Source organism: Bacillus sp. ISL-7, assembly GCF_018613065.1.
On record NZ_JAGGQW010000002.1, the window covers coordinates 66,292 to 84,771 of the forward strand.

At 37.1% G+C, this 18,480-nt stretch carries 17 protein-coding genes, 1 other RNA gene and 2 pseudogenes; 12 read left to right on the forward strand and 8 right to left on the reverse strand.

The genetic code is table 11. The features are described 5' to 3' along the window. Nucleotides 1-144 precede the first annotated feature (144 nt). From J7E66_RS00980 to J7E66_RS01015, 8 genes are all read left to right on the forward strand, one after another. Nucleotides 145-2,421: a DEAD/DEAH box helicase gene (locus J7E66_RS00980; RefSeq protein ID WP_214997602.1), complete on the forward strand. Its 2,277-nt coding sequence runs from the start codon at nucleotides 145-147 to the stop codon at nucleotides 2,419-2,421. A 17-nt stretch (nucleotides 2,422-2,438) separates the two neighbouring features. Then, nucleotides 2,439-3,695, forward strand: a complete 1,257-nt coding sequence (locus J7E66_RS00985) for a ribonuclease H-like domain-containing protein (RefSeq protein WP_214997603.1) — start codon at nucleotides 2,439-2,441, stop codon at nucleotides 3,693-3,695. 446 nt (nucleotides 3,696-4,141) lie between these two features. Next, nucleotides 4,142-4,552 (forward strand): CotD family spore coat protein, encoded by a 411-nt coding sequence (locus J7E66_RS00990; RefSeq protein ID WP_214997604.1) that lies wholly within the window; start codon nucleotides 4,142-4,144, stop codon nucleotides 4,550-4,552. Nucleotides 4,553-4,682: 130 nt separating this feature from the next. Then, the gene (locus J7E66_RS00995; RefSeq protein ID WP_214712116.1) at nucleotides 4,683-5,240 is read left to right on the forward strand and encodes an SLOG family protein; all 558 of its coding nucleotides are present in this window, start codon (nucleotides 4,683-4,685) and stop codon (nucleotides 5,238-5,240) included. Nucleotides 5,241-5,385: 145 nt separating this feature from the next. Next, nucleotides 5,386-5,688 carry a cell division regulator GpsB gene (gpsB, locus tag J7E66_RS01000; protein WP_066257064.1) on the forward strand — a complete coding sequence of 101 codons (303 nt, stop codon included), beginning with the start codon at nucleotides 5,386-5,388 and terminating at the stop codon, nucleotides 5,686-5,688. A gap of 79 nt (nucleotides 5,689-5,767) precedes the next feature. Continuing rightward, nucleotides 5,768-6,173: RNase P RNA component class B (gene rnpB / locus J7E66_RS01005), an RNA gene on the forward strand. 172 nt (nucleotides 6,174-6,345) lie between these two features. Continuing rightward, nucleotides 6,346-7,500, forward strand: coding sequence for a THUMP domain-containing class I SAM-dependent RNA methyltransferase (locus J7E66_RS01010; RefSeq protein ID WP_214997605.1), 1,155 nt, complete (start codon nucleotides 6,346-6,348; stop codon nucleotides 7,498-7,500). Between the two features lie 60 nt (nucleotides 7,501-7,560). Beyond that, complete coding sequence (locus J7E66_RS01015) at nucleotides 7,561-9,483, forward strand: ATP-dependent DNA helicase (protein ID WP_214997606.1); 1,923 nt, start codon at nucleotides 7,561-7,563, stop codon at nucleotides 9,481-9,483. 59 nt (nucleotides 9,484-9,542) lie between these two features. Here J7E66_RS01015 and J7E66_RS01020 read toward each other — a convergent pair whose 3' ends face one another. From J7E66_RS01020 to J7E66_RS01040, 5 genes are all read right to left on the reverse strand, one after another. After that, the gene (locus J7E66_RS01020) at nucleotides 9,543-9,842 is read right to left on the reverse strand and encodes a metal-sulfur cluster assembly factor (protein ID WP_214997634.1); all 300 of its coding nucleotides are present in this window, start codon (nucleotides 9,840-9,842) and stop codon (nucleotides 9,543-9,545) included. A 13-nt stretch (nucleotides 9,843-9,855) separates the two neighbouring features. Further along, entirely contained in the window at nucleotides 9,856-11,100 is a 1,245-nt protein-coding gene (locus J7E66_RS01025) for a hypothetical protein (protein ID WP_214997607.1), read from the reverse strand. A 14-nt stretch (nucleotides 11,101-11,114) separates the two neighbouring features. Further along, nucleotides 11,115-11,321, reverse strand: coding sequence for a DUF2249 domain-containing protein (locus J7E66_RS01030; RefSeq protein WP_168244874.1), 207 nt, complete (start codon nucleotides 11,319-11,321; stop codon nucleotides 11,115-11,117). A 21-nt stretch (nucleotides 11,322-11,342) separates the two neighbouring features. After that, nucleotides 11,343-11,576 (reverse strand): DUF2249 domain-containing protein, encoded by a 234-nt coding sequence (locus J7E66_RS01035; RefSeq protein WP_214997608.1) that lies wholly within the window; start codon nucleotides 11,574-11,576, stop codon nucleotides 11,343-11,345. A 100-nt stretch (nucleotides 11,577-11,676) separates the two neighbouring features. Continuing rightward, nucleotides 11,677-11,856 (reverse strand): hypothetical protein, encoded by a 180-nt coding sequence (locus J7E66_RS01040; protein ID WP_214997609.1) that lies wholly within the window; start codon nucleotides 11,854-11,856, stop codon nucleotides 11,677-11,679. 228 nt (nucleotides 11,857-12,084) lie between these two features. Between J7E66_RS01040 and J7E66_RS33045 the strand changes: the two are divergent. Then, nucleotides 12,085-12,630: pseudogene (locus J7E66_RS33045) on the forward strand (nitric-oxide reductase large subunit); the annotation flags it as partial. A 444-nt stretch (nucleotides 12,631-13,074) separates the two neighbouring features. Here J7E66_RS33045 and J7E66_RS01050 read toward each other — a convergent pair. Beyond that, nucleotides 13,075-13,227 (reverse strand): hypothetical protein, encoded by a 153-nt coding sequence (locus J7E66_RS01050; protein ID WP_168244870.1) that lies wholly within the window; start codon nucleotides 13,225-13,227, stop codon nucleotides 13,075-13,077. A 320-nt stretch (nucleotides 13,228-13,547) separates the two neighbouring features. Between J7E66_RS01050 and J7E66_RS01055 the strand changes: the two genes are divergently transcribed. Beyond that, a complete protein-coding gene (locus J7E66_RS01055) occupies nucleotides 13,548-15,071 on the forward strand; it encodes a carboxypeptidase M32 (RefSeq protein ID WP_214997635.1) in 1,524 nt (507 codons plus the stop codon). A gap of 244 nt (nucleotides 15,072-15,315) precedes the next feature. Here J7E66_RS01055 and J7E66_RS01060 read toward each other — a convergent pair. Continuing rightward, a pseudogene (locus tag J7E66_RS01060) lies at nucleotides 15,316-15,681 on the reverse strand (cytochrome C); the annotation flags it as partial. A 52-nt stretch (nucleotides 15,682-15,733) separates the two neighbouring features. Beyond that, nucleotides 15,734-16,210, reverse strand: a complete 477-nt coding sequence (locus J7E66_RS01065) for a cytochrome c oxidase subunit II (protein WP_214997611.1) — start codon at nucleotides 16,208-16,210, stop codon at nucleotides 15,734-15,736. Nucleotides 16,211-16,783: 573 nt separating this feature from the next. On the opposite strand from J7E66_RS01065, the gene J7E66_RS01070 reads away from it, so the two are divergent. Both J7E66_RS01070 and J7E66_RS01075 read left to right on the forward strand, forming a co-directional pair. Next, on the forward strand, nucleotides 16,784-17,872 hold the full coding sequence (locus J7E66_RS01070) for a type III polyketide synthase (RefSeq protein ID WP_214997612.1): 1,089 nt from the start codon (nucleotides 16,784-16,786) through the stop codon (nucleotides 17,870-17,872). Nucleotide 17,873: 1 nt separating this feature from the next. Continuing rightward, on the forward strand, nucleotides 17,874-18,443 hold the full coding sequence (locus J7E66_RS01075) for an isoprenylcysteine carboxyl methyltransferase family protein (protein WP_214997613.1): 570 nt from the start codon (nucleotides 17,874-17,876) through the stop codon (nucleotides 18,441-18,443). The last annotated feature ends 37 nt before the right edge of the window (nucleotides 18,444-18,480 follow it).

Consider the following 18,480-nt stretch of genomic DNA (forward strand, 5'->3'; position numbering starts at 1 on the left):
TTATTGATATTTATTGGTTAAGTAGAATTTAAAGTTATTCTTACGCTTGGAAAAAAATACTAGGCATATAAGAAATAAAAAAGTCGTTTTTTCTTTTGTTGCGAACGTTCATTCGTTAAAATAGAAGTAATGAGGTGAGGAAGCATGAAGTTAAGAAAAAGCCTGCAAGAAATTTTGTCAGACTTAAAAATAAATGATCAATTTAAGGAAAATATCGTTACATGGCACACCATCGAGGAAAAGCCGGCCCAAACAGTCCCGATGCCAAGAGACCTTCATCCGGTTTTAAAGTCTGCTCTAAAGAGCAAGGGAATTGAACAACTTTATACACATCAAAAATCAGCCTATGAAAAAATTATTGAGGGAAAAAGTATCGTTGCTGTTACCCCTACAGCTTCAGGAAAAACCCTTTGCTATAACCTTCCAGTTTTACAATCGATTCTAGCAAAGCCAAGTACACGAGCTCTTTATATGTTTCCTACAAAAGCACTTGCTCAGGATCAAAAGAGTGAAATCAATGAAATTATTCAAGCGGCTGGCGTAGAGATTAACAGCTATACGTACGACGGGGATACACCAGCTAATATTCGTCAACGAGTAAGACAGGCGGGGCATGTGGTTATTACTAACCCAGATATGCTCCACTCAGCCATACTGCCACATCATACAAAATGGGTTTCTTTGTTTGAGAACCTTAAATTTATTGTCATCGATGAACTTCATACCTATCGAGGTGTTTTTGGCAGTCATGTGGCCAATGTGATCAGAAGGTTGAAGCGTATTTGTAAGTATTATGGGAGTAACCCTGTATTTATTTGCACGTCAGCAACCATTGCTAATCCACTTGAACTCGCAGAAACCCTAACAGAAGAAAAGATGAACCTGATTGATAATAATGGGGCCCCTAGTGGTACAAAGCATTTTCTATTCTATAATCCACCTATTGTAAACAAACCATTAAACATTAGAAGAAGTGCCACACTTGAGGTTCGGAAAATTGCGGGTGAACTTTTAAAAAATAAAATTCAAACCATCGTTTTTGCGAGAAGCAGAGTTAGAGTCGAAATCATTTTGACCTATTTGCAGGAATTAGTAAAGAATCAGTTGGGGGCAAAATCCATAATGGGCTATCGGGGCGGGTATCTACCCACCGAACGAAGGAAGATTGAAAAAGGGCTTCGTTCAGGTGATATATACGGTGTGGTCAGTACGAATGCACTTGAACTAGGAGTGGATATTGGGCAGTTGCAAGTGTGTATCATGACAGGCTACCCTGGTACGATATCCAGCGCATGGCAGCAGGCTGGAAGAGCGGGAAGAAGGCATGGAGAAGCCCTTGTCATTATGGTTGCAAGCTCCAGTCCCCTAGATCAATACATCATCCAGAATCCGGATTACTTTTTTAACAAAAGCCCTGAAACAGCAAGGATTAATCCTGATAATTTAATTATTTTAATCGATCATATGAAATGTGCTGCCTATGAACTCCCTTTTAAAGCGGGTGAGCATTTTGGAAGTGTAGAAACAGAGGAACTACTAGAATATTTAACAGAAGAACGTGTCCTTTATCATAATGGCGGGAAATGGTATTGGATGAATGATTCTTTTCCAGCACATAACATTAGTTTAAGGTCTGCATCACAAGAGAACGTGATTATCGTTGATCAGTCAGATGTTGCGAATGTAAAAGTAATTGGAGAAATGGATCGTTTTTCAGCGATGACTCTTCTCCATGATGAAGCAATTTATTTACATCAAGGGACTCAATTCCAGGTAGAAAAGCTTGATTGGGAAGAGAAAAAGGCGTTCGTTAGGGAAGTCGATGTAGACTATTTTACTGATGCCAATTTAGCGGTTCAATTAAAAGTACTGGAAGTAGACAAACTTGAATCAAAAGATGATGCTGAATTCGGTTATGGGGATGTTAGTGTAAGGGCGATGGCCACAATTTTTAAGAAAATTAAATTCGAAACCCATGAAAATATAGGGTCTGGACCGATCCATTTACCGGAAGAGGAGCTTCATACAAATGCGGCCTGGATTTCCTTAAACCATCCGATATCAGAAATGGGCCATGAGCGACTCGAACAGGGACTTGTCGGGACTGCGCATGCACTAAACCATATAGCTCCCTTATTCGTAATGGCCGACCCTCAGGATATTCATGTCATTCCGCAAGTAAAGGCAGACCATAACGAAAAGCCAACCATTTTCTTTTATGATCGCTACCCAGGTGGGATAGGATTAAGCGAGAAAATACACACAGGTATGTCGGAAGTATTTGAGGAAACAAAGAAAATGATTACTCGCTGTCAATGCGGATCCGGCTGCCCGTCATGTATTGGTACAGACACCGTTAGTGATACAGCAAAAAATGATACCTTAAAAATTATTGAAGCCTTTTTAAAACCCTCAATATAGGAGAAGGAAGACTAGCGATGTCGTTAAAAAATAAATTAAATCGTTTAAAACCACATCTTTCTGTTGGCGATCAATCTGAAAAAATTAGTACTCCCCCTTTAGCGGTTAACATTGAGGTTCCTTTCAAGGAACAATGGGAGCAAGAAAACGTTTTTCCGTTTTTTATGGATCAAAATTACTGTTTAATCAGAGAAGTGAAATATCCACTCTCATATCAGCATGGTCATTACTGTTTTCGTGATTTTCTAACCGCAGTAGAAATATGGAACAAACAGCCCGTAAATCATCCTTTATCAGCAGAAGGGCATCAAGCGGAAGAATTATTCTTTTTTGATACTGAAACAACTGGACTTGGCGGTGGGGTCGGAAACACGATTTTTTTACTCGGCTATGCGAGCATTTCTGGTGATTCCCTTATCTTAAGACAACATATTTTACCGAATCCGGGGGCAGAGGTCCCTTTATATCAAAGCTTTCTAGAAAAAGTGAATTATAAAACGCTAGTTACCTATAATGGGAAGTCATTTGATTGGCCGCAGGTAAAAACAAGGCATACGCTCGTAAGAGAACATGTGCCAAAGCTGCCGCATTTTGGGCATTTCGATTTATTTCATGCGGCTAGAAGGCTATGGAAGCATAAATTAGACCGTTTAAAGTTAGCTGTTGTGGAGAAAGAGGTTCTTGGGGTAGAAAGGGTAGATGATATTCCTGGCTTTTTGGCCCCGATGATTTACTTTGAGTTTATTGATAGTAAACAGCCTGATGGAATGCTTGGTATTCTAAAACATAATGAAATTGATATTTTATCGCTTGTTACCTTGTATACACATATAACCTTTCAACTATGTGGAACAGATACTTCTCAAACCAGACCCGAGTCCTTTGAGGTAGGGCGCTGGTTTGCTTCATTAGGAGAACAAAATGAAGCAGAAAAAGTTTTGACCAAGCTTGCAAATGGAAGTGATTTTACTTCCTATCAAGCAAAGCATGCTTTAGCTATACAACACAAAAAAGAACGCGACTGGGAAAGAGCACGGAAATTGTTTTCGGATGTTGTTGATTCGGGTGATAAACCAATGATGTTAGATGCATGCCTGGAGCTAACCAAGATCCATGAACATAGGCTAAAAGATTATCAACTTGCGTTGGATTACTGTCAAAAAGCGATTATGATCGTATCCCAATTTGAAAAACCACCTAAAATTACAAATCAAAATAGCTTAGAACAACTCAAATTCCGTCTTAGCCGGTTAGAGAGAAAAAATGCAAAATAACCTGTCTGACTATTGTTTTTTGTAAAGTTCATCTAATTGCCACAAAATCAGTGAAAATTAATTTAAAAAACCAGCATTTCCATATTGTTTATCATAGTTGAAAGAGGTAAAATTTGAAATTAGATTGAGAAAAAAACGACTAACAAAACATTTGGAGCTGGTAACATGTATAAAGCGATTTTATTCTTATTTTTTATTGTCGTTTGTTTGACTGCAGTTATTTTTACGAGTTTAAAAGATAGCTTTTATTCTTTTTTATAAATGAAACATATGTCTAGGGGAGCAGCCCTTTTTTGAGCAAAACTAGGCATATCTGAACATATATAAATATTGAAAACATAGCAATGAACGTATTAAACCAAAAAAATAGGTATTTTCATTAGTACAAGAGTAATCCCTTCAACATAGGCTGTAATGTAAACAAATAATTGAAGGGAGACTATTATATGTATCTTGGAACTAATTTTATGCCGCCAGTCATTCATCCGACTCAACAAATTGTGAACCATACGTTTTCAACGACAGTGGTTCCCCATATTCACCCTGTCCACACAACCACGGTAAATCACCATTTGTATCAACATAAACATTACTGTCCGCAAACTGCTTCTTGTGCTGAAGAGGTATGCAATCAGCAAATTAACTGCTGTAACCCATGTGCACCTACTGCAATGCCAGTGGCTATGCCTGCTGCAAATGCTTTACCAAATGCTATGCCAGGAATGGGTGGTCCAGGCTTTGGACCAGGAGGCCCAGGCTTTGGACCAGGAGGCCCAGGCTTTGGACCAGGAGGCCCAGGTTTTGGACCAGGAGGCCCAGGCTTTGCACCAGGACCATTCATGGGTCCTAGACGTTAATTGAAGTAATGTCTTTTGCAGGGGCTTTTTAGCCCTTGTTTTTTAATTTTTATTTACTAATATGATATGCTTGTTTCATTCAAATGTTTGTCCATTTTAAAAAAATTTCTTGGTGAGGAGAACATTCTTTATGAAAGTTCTGGCCATTTCAGGTTATAAACCCTATGAATTAGGAATTTTTAAAAATGACCATCCATCGGTATTATTTCTCAAGGCTGCTATTAAAAAATCACTTATTCCAATGATAGACGAAGGATTAGAGTGGGTGCTGATTAGTGGACAATTAGGTGTGGAACTGTGGGCTGCTGAGGTTGTATTTGAACTACAATTGGAATTTCCAGATCTAAAACTAGCAGTAATAACGCCTTTTTTAGATCAGCAAGCGTCTTGGAAGGAAAATAATCAGGAATGGTATGAGTCAGTCCTTGCACAAGCTGATTTCATTGATTCTGTTACAAAAAAGGGATATGAAAAGCCATGGCAATTTAGGCTGAAAAATCAATTTTTTGTAGAAAAAAGTGAGGGACTCCTCCTACTTTACGATCAGGAAAGGGATGGGAGCCCAAAATATCTATATGAAATGGCTCTTGAGTACCAAAAAAAACATCTATACCCGATTGAGCTAATTACATTTTATGATTTGCAGATGATTGTCGAGGAAGAACAAATGAAACTCGCTGACTTTTAACCTTATTAGTCATTTTTTAAGTACAAATTCATATATTGAAATGATTTATCAAATCAAAAATTTAGCAAAACAAATGAAAATTGACAAAACTACATATTTTTGAAAAAATAATAGGTAGTGATTGGCGAATACTGAGGTGAATAGAATGCTGTCAGATAAAGTGAAATTAACAGCTAAGGATATTTTAGAAAAAGAGTTTAAGACTGGTGTACGCGGCTATAAACAAGAAGATGTTGATAAGTTTTTGGATTTAATCATTAAAGATTATGGAACATTTCATCAGGAGGTTGAAGATCTACAACAGGAAAATCTTCGGCTTCGGAAACAGCTTGAAGAAACTTCAAAAAGGCAGCCGGCAGCACAACCTGCGGGTACCACAAATTTTGATATCTTGAAACGATTATCCAATCTTGAAAAACATGTTTTTGGTAACAAGCTCTACGATTAACAGGATGTATTAAAATTTCCTAATAATAACCATTGAATTACCAGCGTGAAATACATATAATAAATTGTATTCATTAATAACGTTCGGGTAATCGCTGTAAGAAGCATTTGCATTCTTGCAGAGGAAAGTCCATGCTCGCACGAGCTGAGATGCTCGTAGTGTTCGTGCCTAGCGAATTCATAAGCTAGGGCAGCTGGGGCTAGCATCCAGTTGACGGCCGGGAAAATACCTAAGTCCTTTTGGGGATATGGTATGAATACCTATAAAAGTGCCACAGTGACGTAGCCTTTCCAGAAATGGAAAGGGTGGAACGGGTAAACCCCACGAGCGAGAAACCCAAATAATGGTAGGGGCACTTTCTCTGAGGAATTGAACAAGGAGAAGGACAGGTTCAAATCTGAGCCTGTAGATAGATGATTACCACCTAAGTACGAGACACACCCGTGTCGTTTGTAGTACACTGGTACAGAACATGGCTTACAGAACGTTATTAATGGGAAAGTATGCTGGATATTAAATGGCTCTCCTGATAAGGAGAGCTTTTTATTATTACGGGACATATTGCATTCGTTGTCGACTTTTTGTCAATAATGAAAGCGAATTAAGATTATTTTTATTAAACATAAACATACATACAAATGAATTAAGGGTGAAAAAATGGGAAATTATCAATTAATAGCTACGGCGGCAATGGGACTTGAAGCTTTAGTTGCCAAAGAAGTACGATCATTAGGATATGACTGTGAAGTTGAAAATGGCAAAGTCACCTACACTGGTGATGAATATGCGATAGCCCGCAGTAATTTATGGCTCCGAACAGCGGACAGAATTAAGATCAAGGTCGGAGAATTTAAGGCATATACCTTTGATGAATTATTCGAGAAAACCAAGGCACTCCCGTGGGAAAAATTCTTACCTGAAGACGCGGAATTTCCTGTGGTTGGTAAATCTGTAAAGTCAAAGCTCTTTAGTGTTTCTGATTGCCAGGCAATTGTTAAAAAAGCAGTGGTAGAACGAATGAAACAACATTATAAACGAAGTACCTGGTTTGAGGAAACCGGTGCTTATTTTCGCATCGAAGTCGCACTATTAAAAGATGTTGCTACGATCACCATTGACACTAGTGGTCAAGGGCTTCATAAACGCGGCTATCGTCTCGATCAGGGGGAGGCACCCCTAAAGGAAACACTTGCTGCTGCACTTGTCTTACTCACCAATTGGAAGGCAGACCGTCCTTTTATGGATCCTTTCTGCGGCTCGGGGACTATTCCCATTGAAGCGGCAATGATAGGGCAAAATATCGCTCCAGGTTTTAACAGAGAATTTGTTTCTGAGCGTTGGAATTGGTTTTCTGCAAAGGTTTGGGAGGACGCTAGAAATGAAGCTGAGGACCTTGCAAATTATGATCAACCATTAGACATATTAGGCACTGATATCGACCATAGAATGGTGAAAATTGCCCAAGAAAACGCCTTTGAAGCTGGATTCGCTGACTTAATTCATTTCAAGCAAATGCAGGTTAAAGATATTTCTACCAATAAACAGTACGGTGTCATAGTCGGAAATCCACCTTATGGTGAAAGACTAGGGGATAAAAAAGCGGTCGAACACATGTATAAAGAAATGGGTGAAGCATTCAATGCGCTTGATACATGGTCAATTTATATCCTGACTTCTAATGAACAGTTCGAACAATTTTATGGAAAGCCAGCGACTAGGAAGAGAAAGCTATTTAATGGCTTTATTCGTACTGACCTTTATCAATATTGGGGAAAGAAACCTCCTCGTCAAAATGAACTGAATCTAGAATAATCAATCGATTAATATACTTATGTTTGTGGTAACACATGAAAGTTTTTTGGGGAGGGTACTATGCAAAAACGCATGCCATTTGAGATTGCAAAAACTGAATCCTTTTATGATAAATTAGGTGAATGGATTGGTGACTTATTTTATGATATTTTGCCTGAAGCTGGATTCGAACTGAGAGATGAACAGATATTTATGGCTTTTCAACTTGAAAATGCCTACAAGGATAAAAAAGTAATGTTTGCAGAAGCAGGGGTTGGAACAGGGAAAACCATTGTATATTTGCTTTATGCGATTATGTATGCACGTTATACCAATCGTCCGGCTGTTATTGCTTGTGCGGATGAGACTTTAATTGAGCAGTTGGTTAAAAAAGAGGGAGATATCGCAAAGCTGGAGAAAATTCTTGGACTAGATATCGATGTCCGCTTGGCAAAATCGCGAGATCAATACCTGTGTTTAAAAAAGCTAGATCTGACCAGGAATACTGATTTTTCAGATGAAATTTCAGATATTTATGAAAAACTGCCTGATTTTGTTCATTCTGTTGGCTCCATGCAAACATTTGAAAGATATGGTGACAGAAGAGATTATCCAGCTTTATCAGATGAAAAATGGAGTGAACTTAATTGGGATGCTGTCCAAGATTGTTTTTCTTGTGAAAAGCGTCATCGCTGTGGGCTGACATTGCACCGTGATTATTATCGACATTCAGAGGATTTAATTATCTGTTCCCATGATTTTTATATGGAGCATATCTGGACAAAGGAATCAAGAAAGCGAGAAGGGCAGCTTCCGCTTTTACCTGAGCATTCTTCCGTTGTTTTTGATGAAGGACACCTGCTTGAATATGCAGCGCAAAAAGCATTGAGCTACCGGTTTACTGATTATACATTAGAAACCCTGCTCACGAGGTTAATGGAAAATGAAGTACGTGAGAAGACCTTGTATACGATTGATGAGGCTTTATTAGATAACGAGGCATTTTTTGATGCGATTTCACAATTCTCCTCTCTTTCACAAGGTTCTGAAAAACAAATGATTACGAAGCATCCATTAGTATTAAAAACATGCAGAAAGTTACTTTCAACCCTTCAAGGATTAGAGGAGGAATTAGTGTTTGAAAGTGAGTTATATGTCATTAATGAGTATGATCTGAAAATTGTCGAGGAATATTTAGAGCAAATCACCTATTCGTTATCACTTTTTCTTCAGGAATTAAACGGAATCACTTGGTTCGAGGAAAAAGGGGGAGAACGCACACTGGTTATTATGCCTAAAATGGTCGAGGAAGTAATGCGGGAAGAAGTTTTCACTCAGAAAAAGCCGTTTATTTTCTCATCTGCGACGCTAGCAAATCAAAAGTCGTTCGACTATATTGCTTCTAGTATTGGCGTTGATGACTATTTATCTTTTTCAGTGACATCTCCTTTTGATTATGATGATAGGATGGAGCTTTACCTTCCAAAATTTAAAGATGCTGATATTGAAGGGAAATTAGAATATATTTTAGAGGAAATTCGCAAATCAGAGGGACGCGCATTAGTTCTATTAAATAATAAAGAGGAATTGGCACAACTAAAGAAAAAGCTATCAGGAGCAGTCCCGTATCCAGTTTATTTTGAAGGAGATGAAGAAATAAGCACACTTGTTTCTAAATTTCAGAATGAAGAACATGCGATACTTTGTTCACTTCATCTATGGGAAGGTCTTGATATTCCGGGAAGATCACTTGAAAATGTCTTGATATTTTCACTTCCTTTTCCACCTAATGATCCTGTCTTTACCGCAAAAAAGGCCGGTGTAGATAATCCATTTACGGAAGTTGACTTGCCGTATATGCTTCTCCGCTTACGTCAAGGCGTTGGCCGCTTGATCAGGAGTGAAAAGGATCAAGGAACGGTTCATATTTTAATTGATGAAGATATCGACACAATTGTCTTACAGAAAATTAAAGAAGTATTGCCAACAGAGGCTAAAGATTGATAATCATGAAGAATAAACAAAAGCGGAAGGACCTATTGAGGGTTCTTCCGCTTTGTATTTTATCTACCTAATAATCGTAGGCCTTCCGGTGTCATTTTTTCTGGTGACCAGGCCGGCTCCCAGGCAAGATTTACTTCAACTTTTTTAGTTTCTTCCATTCCTTCCACACAATAACCTACCCCGCTGGTTATGCTGTCATGGAGTGGGCAGCCGGGTGTTGTTAACGTCATGGTAATAGTAACATCAGCGGTTTCTGTTACTTCTACATTATAAATTAAGCCTAGGTCAACGACATTTATATTTAATTCAGGATCGTAAACACTCTTTAACTCAGTTAGGATCTTTTCTTTTATATTCATCATAAACACCTCACTATTTTTTTAAAACGCTTAGGATATTAATTGCAATGATAATAAAAACAATCGAAAGTACGGACTGTCCAACATTAAAGAGAATAGCAATATGAAAAGCTAGAGCGCAAAAAACTATCAGTATAGCGACGATAAATAAAGAAAATAACGGCATAACCATTTTTTCATTCATCATCTCTTTTATTGAAGGGACCTTATTTTTCCCGATTTCCTTACTGTATTTGTAAGTCCACCAAAGGAATGGAACTATTTTATATAAATAACTAACAATACTTAAGACAATCCAAAGTAATAAATAGGCATAGATAAGTGGACCAGTAAAAGTGTTAACATCATGATTCCAAAGCATAATAAAAGCTGCAAAATGAATTACATTTCCAAATCCAATAGCCACTAGTGTAAACGTAAAAGGTTTATCTAATGTTTTCTTCAATCTTTTTTTGATGATTATTCTGATATGCCAGCTGAAAATGGAAAATCCTATTAAAAGCAGCAAGCAACCAATTTTCAAAAGGGTATTGTTATGAGTAAAGAAGGAAACCAGCGATACGACAAGACCAGAAAGGTAAGAAACATAAACATACTTAGCTTGAATCATCGGAAAACCATGAGATAGAGAAAACATTGGCACCATCTTATATGAAAATCCAAAAATTAACAATGTAAACCAACCAGTAACTCCCATTAATAAATGGGCTTTAAAGATCGATTGATAATTTTCACCGGCAAATCCTGTTTTTAAGCAATAAATCAATGTAATCCCTAAAGAAATCGTAATAAATAAACAAACAAGGGACGAACCTACGAAAGCGGTAAGAATAGTTGGTTTTGCTTGTTTTTTTAGTGTTATAAACATTTGGAATAAAAACATTAAGATGCCGAGTAAAGTAAGGACACCAGGAATCATTGCATTTTGTGGTGACCAATATAACATTGCTGAAAATGATGTTATACCAATCGCAGTAAGAAAAAATTGTATAAAACCAAATCTTTCATTCCATATTTTAGTTAGGAATGCAACAGGTACAAGCTGATACATCGCACCCATTGCTGCCATTAATGCCCACCCTAGAATTAATATATGGGCTGAAGACCAAATTACTGGGATTCTAAAGCTCCCATCCGCCATCAATTGACCATTTACTAAAAGAAGAATTTGCGAGAACACCAAGGCAATTAAACTAAACAAGATAAATGAAAATGGAAGCTTAATATTCGTTTCACTTCCCATATTTTGAGGAAGCATGACATTTCACCCTCTTACCGGAAGATTTCAATTTTAAAACTTCCGTCATTTTGTTGTTCTGTACGCTGCTGATAGCCTAATTCTTCTAATTGCTCATAAAGGAACATCGGCCTGCGGTCATTAATTATTGTCAAAACCTCATTTTCCCCAAGGGTTTCCAAGGCGGCCAAGGTTCTCATCATTGGCTGTGGCGGTTCTAAACCTCGATTATCCAAAATCATGAATATTCCCTCCTTCTTCCATTACGCTTTCTTTGTGAAAGTTACTTTCCAATGTTTACTCTCAATTTCTTCTTCTTCATGAGTAAAGCCTTTTGCTTTTAAAACCGCGAATAGTGGAACTGGATTAAAGGGGGCATGAAGGATAAATATATCATTATCCTTTACTTCCTTAATAGCCTCCATTATTTTTTGAAAGGGTTCAATTTTATTCTTTAAATCCTCGCGTACATCAAGTTCGATAATTCGTTGTTCCATCGTAGTTACAACTCCTCTATATTTTATAAATCAAAGCCTGCTAAATTAATAGAATAATTCCCGCTGAAGTGCTTCCCTGTCAATTAGATAAAAACCATCCTCATTCAAGGCAACATAGTCTTTCTTTTTCACATGATTGATCGTCCTGCATAAAAATAAACATCTTATGTTTATAAAAACGAGTTTGTGCAATCTTCACGATGGGCTCTATTTCTTCTGTCGATAATTCTTTGAAGATTGGGACCTCAGATAATCTTTTTACTATGTCACCTTGCTTCATTAACATCACCTTCGTATTAGTAATTCTGTTTGACTAAATTGTAGCAGTGTTTTCACTGTAATTATGTGACCTCCGTCATAGATAACTCGTTTTTATGAAAATAATTCTCAGTTGGAACTGTGGTGTGGGAAATATCACAGGAGTACGATGAGTTGCTTCACTGTGTGACGGTCTTGTAAAAGTTACAATACGATTTGTGACGACAAACTATGAAAGGGTGAATTTGGAATGGAAATACAACGGGGAACACCAACAAAAAAAGTGGTGAAGACAAATAAAAATGCCATGCTTAAATCAATATTAGTTATAACCATTTTACTGAGCTTCACGGTATTACTAGTAGGTGGCTATTGGATCTTTAAGGAGCAGGCACCAAGACCTGTAGAAGTTACCAATGAAAAGGGTGACGTTTTATTTACAAAAGATACAATTATGGGCGGTCAGGCCGTTTTTCAAAGGTACGGTTTAATGGATTATGGTACCGTTTTAGGTCACGGTTCTTATATGGGTCCCGATTATACAGCGGAAGCTTTAAAGCTCTATACTGAAGGAATGCAAGATTTTAAAGCAAATGCTGAATTCGGTAAAAATTATGCTTCATTAAATGAAGATCAAAAATCTGTTATAAAAAATAAAGTAATAAAAGAAATGCGTAAAAATCGTTATGATAGCAATAGCGATACAATGAAACTAACAAATGCTCAAGCGTATGGACTTGAAAAAGTAAGAGAGTACTATAAAAAGATATTTACTAAAGTCGACGGTTGGGGCTTAACACCTGCTCACGGTCATGGATCCATGATGGGTGTGTACGGAATGTTTGCATGTGCAGTATTACTTTACTCATTGAGAAACATTGTAAAACCAGAGGCATGGAATCATAAGTGGATTAAATTTAGCTGTATCATGTTAAACGTTGGACTTGCAGTAATGGTTTTCCTATCCTTGCTTCCTGTTGGTTTCATCCAAATCAAAGAAGCATTTAATCATGGTTATGATGCTTCTCGTTCAGCATCATTCCTACAAAAGGATATTGTTGAAACATTAAGAAAATGGCGTGCGGTGCCTGACACCATTTTCTTAATCGGAGTGGTAGTATTATTGTTATTCTGTACTAAAGCAATCTTTAATTTACGGAAGCCAACCCACAAAGAAGGAGAAAAACTTCCTGTTAAAGATCTTTCAATTGACGAAGATTAATAGAAAAATCCGCAAAGGTCAGCTTTGCGGATTTTCTTTGTTCAAAATCAATATTTCGTGGCATTCAAAACAATAAATCTCTTTCTCCTCGGTATGGATACCGTTAAAGAAGCCATCTAAGCAATAAATTTCTTTACTGCAGGACTTACACTTTCCAATTAGTTCCTTCATTGGTCATACCCCCTGTATTAACAAAATCATCTTATTGGTGTGATACCACTCACTAAGTTTTAGACCAAGTTTCCTTATAATAAAAAAGAAGTTAACAAACTAATGGGAGTGATAATAATGCAAACTTACGCAAAAGTCATTAATGTACCAGATTTTCCACCACGTGAAAAACATCCAACAATCTTACTAACATCCTCTTTTCCCTATAAATTTATTTTACAACAGAAATTCATTCTGTTGTTTTTTATTCACTTGTGCACAGTATTTTGCATACTTTTCAGAATAATGTGTTAAAATTTTAATGGGAATTAAAAGGGGGGATTGCTTTGAAATATGAACTATTAGAAAAAGAATTTCTAGATTATGTGAAAAAGATGTCTGCCTACAACGAAGCACTTGGATTAGTTTATTGGGATCTAAGAACTGGGGCCCCGAAGCATGGGGTGGAACAACGGTCCGAGGTAATTGGGATGTTATCGTCCGAAGTATTTAAAATGTCTACTTCTGAAGAGATGGCAGCATACATAGCTAATTTATCAAAACAATCACTGTCAGAAAAGACACGCAAAATCCTCGAAGAATGTAAAAAAGAATATGAAAGAAATAAAAAAATCCCAGCTGAAGAATACAAGGAATTTGTGATTCTCCAGTCAAAGGCAGAGAGTGTGTGGGAGGAAGCGAAGGGAAATTCGGATTTTGCCTCATTTAGTCCTTACTTAGAAAAGCTTGTCGCGATGACAAAAAAGTTTATCACTTATTGGGGTCATGAAGAAAATAAATATGATGTGTTATTAGATATGTACGAACCTGGCATCACAATGAAAGTTTTAGATCAAGTATTTGGTGAATTAAGAGATAAAATAGTTCCTTTGGTTAAACAAATTTCAAAATCTCTACATAAACCAAAAACGGATTTTCTATTTGAAAAATTTCCAAAGGAAAAACAACGTGAATTTAGTTTGAAGATCCTTGACAAAATAGGTTATAACTTTCAAGCAGGAAGACTGGATGAAACCGTTCATCCTTTTGCAATTGGGTTAAATCCTGGCGATGTCCGCGTTACCACCAAATATGACGAAAACGACTTTAGGACAGCAGTTTTTGGTACGATTCATGAAGGCGGTCATGCTTTATATGAACAGAATGTTTCAAAAGACTTGATTGGGACCCCTCTTTGTTCAGGAACATCAACTGGAATTCACGAATCTCAGTCTCTTTTTTATGAGAACATCCTTGGACGAAGTTTACCATTTTGGAAAAATAACTACGATCTTTTAAAAGAGTATGCAAATGGTCAATTTGACCAAGTGGAAATTGAAGATTTCTACCGCGCTATAAACGAATCTAAACCCTCATTTATTAGAATTGAAGCAGATGAATTAACATACCCGCTCCATGTTATTATCCGCTATGAAATTGAAAAAGGCTTATTCAATGATGAGATCGATGTGAAGGATTTACCGACTATTTGGAATGACAAGTACGAAGAATACTTAGGAATTCGTCCTGAAAATGATGCACAGGGAGTTCTTCAAGATGTCCATTGGGCAGGAGGCAGCTTTGGTTATTTTCCATCTTATGCCTTAGGCTACATGTATGCAGCACAATTTAAGCATAAAATGATGGATAATCTTCCAAATTTTGATCAATTAGTCGAAGACGGTACCATTCTGCCGATAAAAGAATGGCTGACCGAAAATATCCACCAATATGGAAAAATGAAAAAACCGCTTGAAATCTTACAGGATGTTACAGGAGAAGGCCTAAATCCTAAATATTTAATTGATTATCTTTATGAGAAATATAGAAAGATTTATTTGTTAAATAAAAAAGGCTCATTGTGATTAAAGCAATGTAACAATGATACAAAAAGGCTTCAATCGATGAGATTGAAGCCTTTTCCTATAAGATAAGAAAATATAAGTTTTTGAACTTAGATAACTGTCTAGCTCCAGCGCCCAGCGGAATTCGCCCTTTTCCCTACGATAAGTCAAGCACGAATGCGCTAGCGCTCTCCGTGTTTCCTTTACTCAGTCAAAGTGTTCCAGTCCATACGCCGCTAAACGGGCGCTTGCGCTTTTCTTATTACTATTTACTCCAAGTCTGAAATCCTTTTGAACCTGGAGGGGCATTTTGAATAATATCGATAAACGGAATCGTGTAAGCAAAAAGAATAAGGGCTGCTGCAATTCCAAGCCACAATTTCCAGTTTTCAAATACCATTGGTGCTTTTTCTTCAAGATTTTCTGCAACAGCAACAGGGAATTCTTCTTCCCCTTTTGGAGCAAAGAAGGCAAGATTGATAAATATGATAATAACCAGAATAATTCCTAGGAATAAAATAGTCCCGCCGACTGCTTGAGCGATTTGATAAGGAATCCATTCTGCTGCTTGCTTTGCCCCTCCGTATGTAGAGAAAGCGGAACGTCTTGGACCGAAAAGTGGGCCATTGAAAGCTTTGCATCACGAGGATCAACTTTTACTTTTGCTGCTGTCGAGTTAGCCATTATTTTACCACCTCAATCATCGAACTCATTAAATGGTGCCCAGCACCACAATATTCATTACAAACAATTAAATATTCACCAGCTTTATCAAACGTGGTTGTATATTCGCTGACATAACCAGGTTCAAGCATCATGTTAATATTTGTTCCAGCTACTTCAAACCCGTGGACAACATCTTTGGTTGTAGCAATAACTTTTACCTTTGCCCCAACTGGTACTTCCACTTTCACTGGATTATAGGAGAACGCTGCAGCTGCATATACTAATTCATAGTCCCAATCTTTACCTTCAACCTTATGTAATCCTGGTTTATCAAATGGTTTTGCTTGATCGACCTTATCCACATTAATTGTAGTTAAACAACTTGGCGGCTTGTTACCAAGATAGAATGCGCTTACACCCACAACTGTCAAAAATACAACCAGTGCACTAATTCCGAAAGTTAGCCAAATCTTCTCGAACTTATGCATATGCATAATTCTTTCCCCCTTCAATTATTAAAAGCGTTCAACAAATAGGATCACACTTTACCTGTGATAAAAGTAATTGAATAATCATTCACACACGAAATTAACCACCCTTTTTGAAATGAATGTCACACTTTGGAATCCTATAAATATGATATTAAGAAATTCATATTTTCCTTCAGAAAAGAGTGTGTTTTTGTGGAAAAATATTATTGTGATAATTGCCGCCTTTTGTATGACCAGGTAGAAATCTGTAAAATCTGCGGAACATTAGTAAAAAATAAAATTAAAATTGAAGTTCAAAAACAACCCGATAAAAAATAAGTTGAAAAAACATTTATAAGCATTTTTCTTGCTGTTTATTAAGAACTTCTGAACTGGAAATCATTAGTTAATGAATGAAATCAGTATCCATTATATAATTTAAGAGCACAGCAACAACCTTCAAAACGTTTGCTTCCCAGAGTGGAAACTTTTGGTTTCCTCTTCATATAGGGAAGCTTTTTTTTGCTTTCTGAAACCCTTGAATAAAAACCTTTAAACTGGAAAAAATACCCTTACATAGATTGAAGGAGCAAAAACATGCCTACAATTATTTCAGTTTCAGAGGTTATTCCCCCTTTTGAAGTTAACCAAAATCAAGCTTTGGAATTCGCACGAGAGCTTTTCTCAGATTCCTTTAAGGATATTGAAAGACTTTTACGAGCTTTTCAAAATGGACAAATTGAAAAAAGACATTTTGTTAAAAATCTCGATTGGTTTAAAGAAGACCATACTTTTGAGGAAAAAAATTCTGCATATATTGAATCTGCTGTGACACTTGGAAAAGAAGCAATCGAGAAGTGTTTAAATAATAAGGATTACTTAAAGCGAAATATTAATTATCAAGAAATTGACATCATTTTTTTTATTTCAACCACGGGGATGGCCACACCTAGTATCGAAGCTAGAATCATGAATCTCCTCCCGTTTAATTTACACACTAAGAGGGTACCTATTTGGGGACTTGGCTGTGCAGGCGGTGCTGCTGGTCTATCGAGAGCCTATGAATATTGTCTTGCCTTTCCAAAAGCAAAGGCCCTAGTACTCTCAGTTGAGCTTTGCAGCCTAACGTTTCAGCGCAACGATCTTTCGAAAAGTAATTTAATCGGAACTTCTTTGTTTGCCGATGGTGTAGCTTGTGCCTTGGTTTGTGGTGATGATTCATACTCTTCAGATTTCAGGAAGAAGCCGACTTCCCCCTCCATCATTGCTACACAGTCCACTCTTATGCCGAACTCTTTAGATGTGATGGGCTGGGCTATTAGGAGCACAGGGCTGTTTGTTGTATTTTCTCGAGATATCCCCCAGATCATAGAGGATTGGTTAAAGCCGAATGTAAGTGGATTTTTAGGTGAACATCAAATCAATCTTGAACAAATTGACTATTTTATTGCTCATCCGGGTGGGAAAAAAGTGATAGATGCCTATGTAAAATCATTAGAGTTACCTCCATCCATGACTGACGTTTCACTTGAAGTGTTAAAACAATTTGGGAATATGTCTTCAACAACGATATTTTATGTGCTGAAACGTTACATGGAGATGGATATTCCTCAGGATGCTTTAGGACTTGGTACCGCGCTTGGACCTGGTTTCAGTTCCGAACTGCTTTTATTTAGGTGGGAGTAAAATGAAAGACATTATCTCATTTCTGATATTAGTTGGATTCATCGGCCTTCAGCGGATTGTTGAGCTAAGAATAGCAAACAGCAATGAAAAGTGGATGAAGAAACGTGGGGCCATTGAATTTGGCGAAAAACATTATCGATATATGGTAACGATGCATTCGCTGTTTTTTATTTTCTTAAGTTGTGAAAAAATTTTCATGAATTTGGGTCTATCTCCTTTATGGGGCATCCTAATAATTGTTTTTCTTATAGCCCAGCTATTAAGAATATGGGCGATTGCATCACTAGGAAGGTTTTGGAATACAAAAATTATTGTCTTAAGAAATGCGAATGTGATTAGAAAGGGACCATACCGTTTAATCAGACATCCCAATTATTTTGTTGTTGCGGTTGAACTGGCTGTTGTTCCATTGTTGTTCAACGCTTATTTTACAGCTAGTTTATTTACGATATTAAATATCATCGTGCTTAGGATTCGTATACCTGAGGAGGAACAGGCACTTAGGGAGCTGACGGAATATGAAGGGACATTTCAGGATTGTAATCGTTTTCTACCTAAAGTTGTTAAATAATTGTGACAGTTAGAAATGGGCTATTGAAAATGATTAT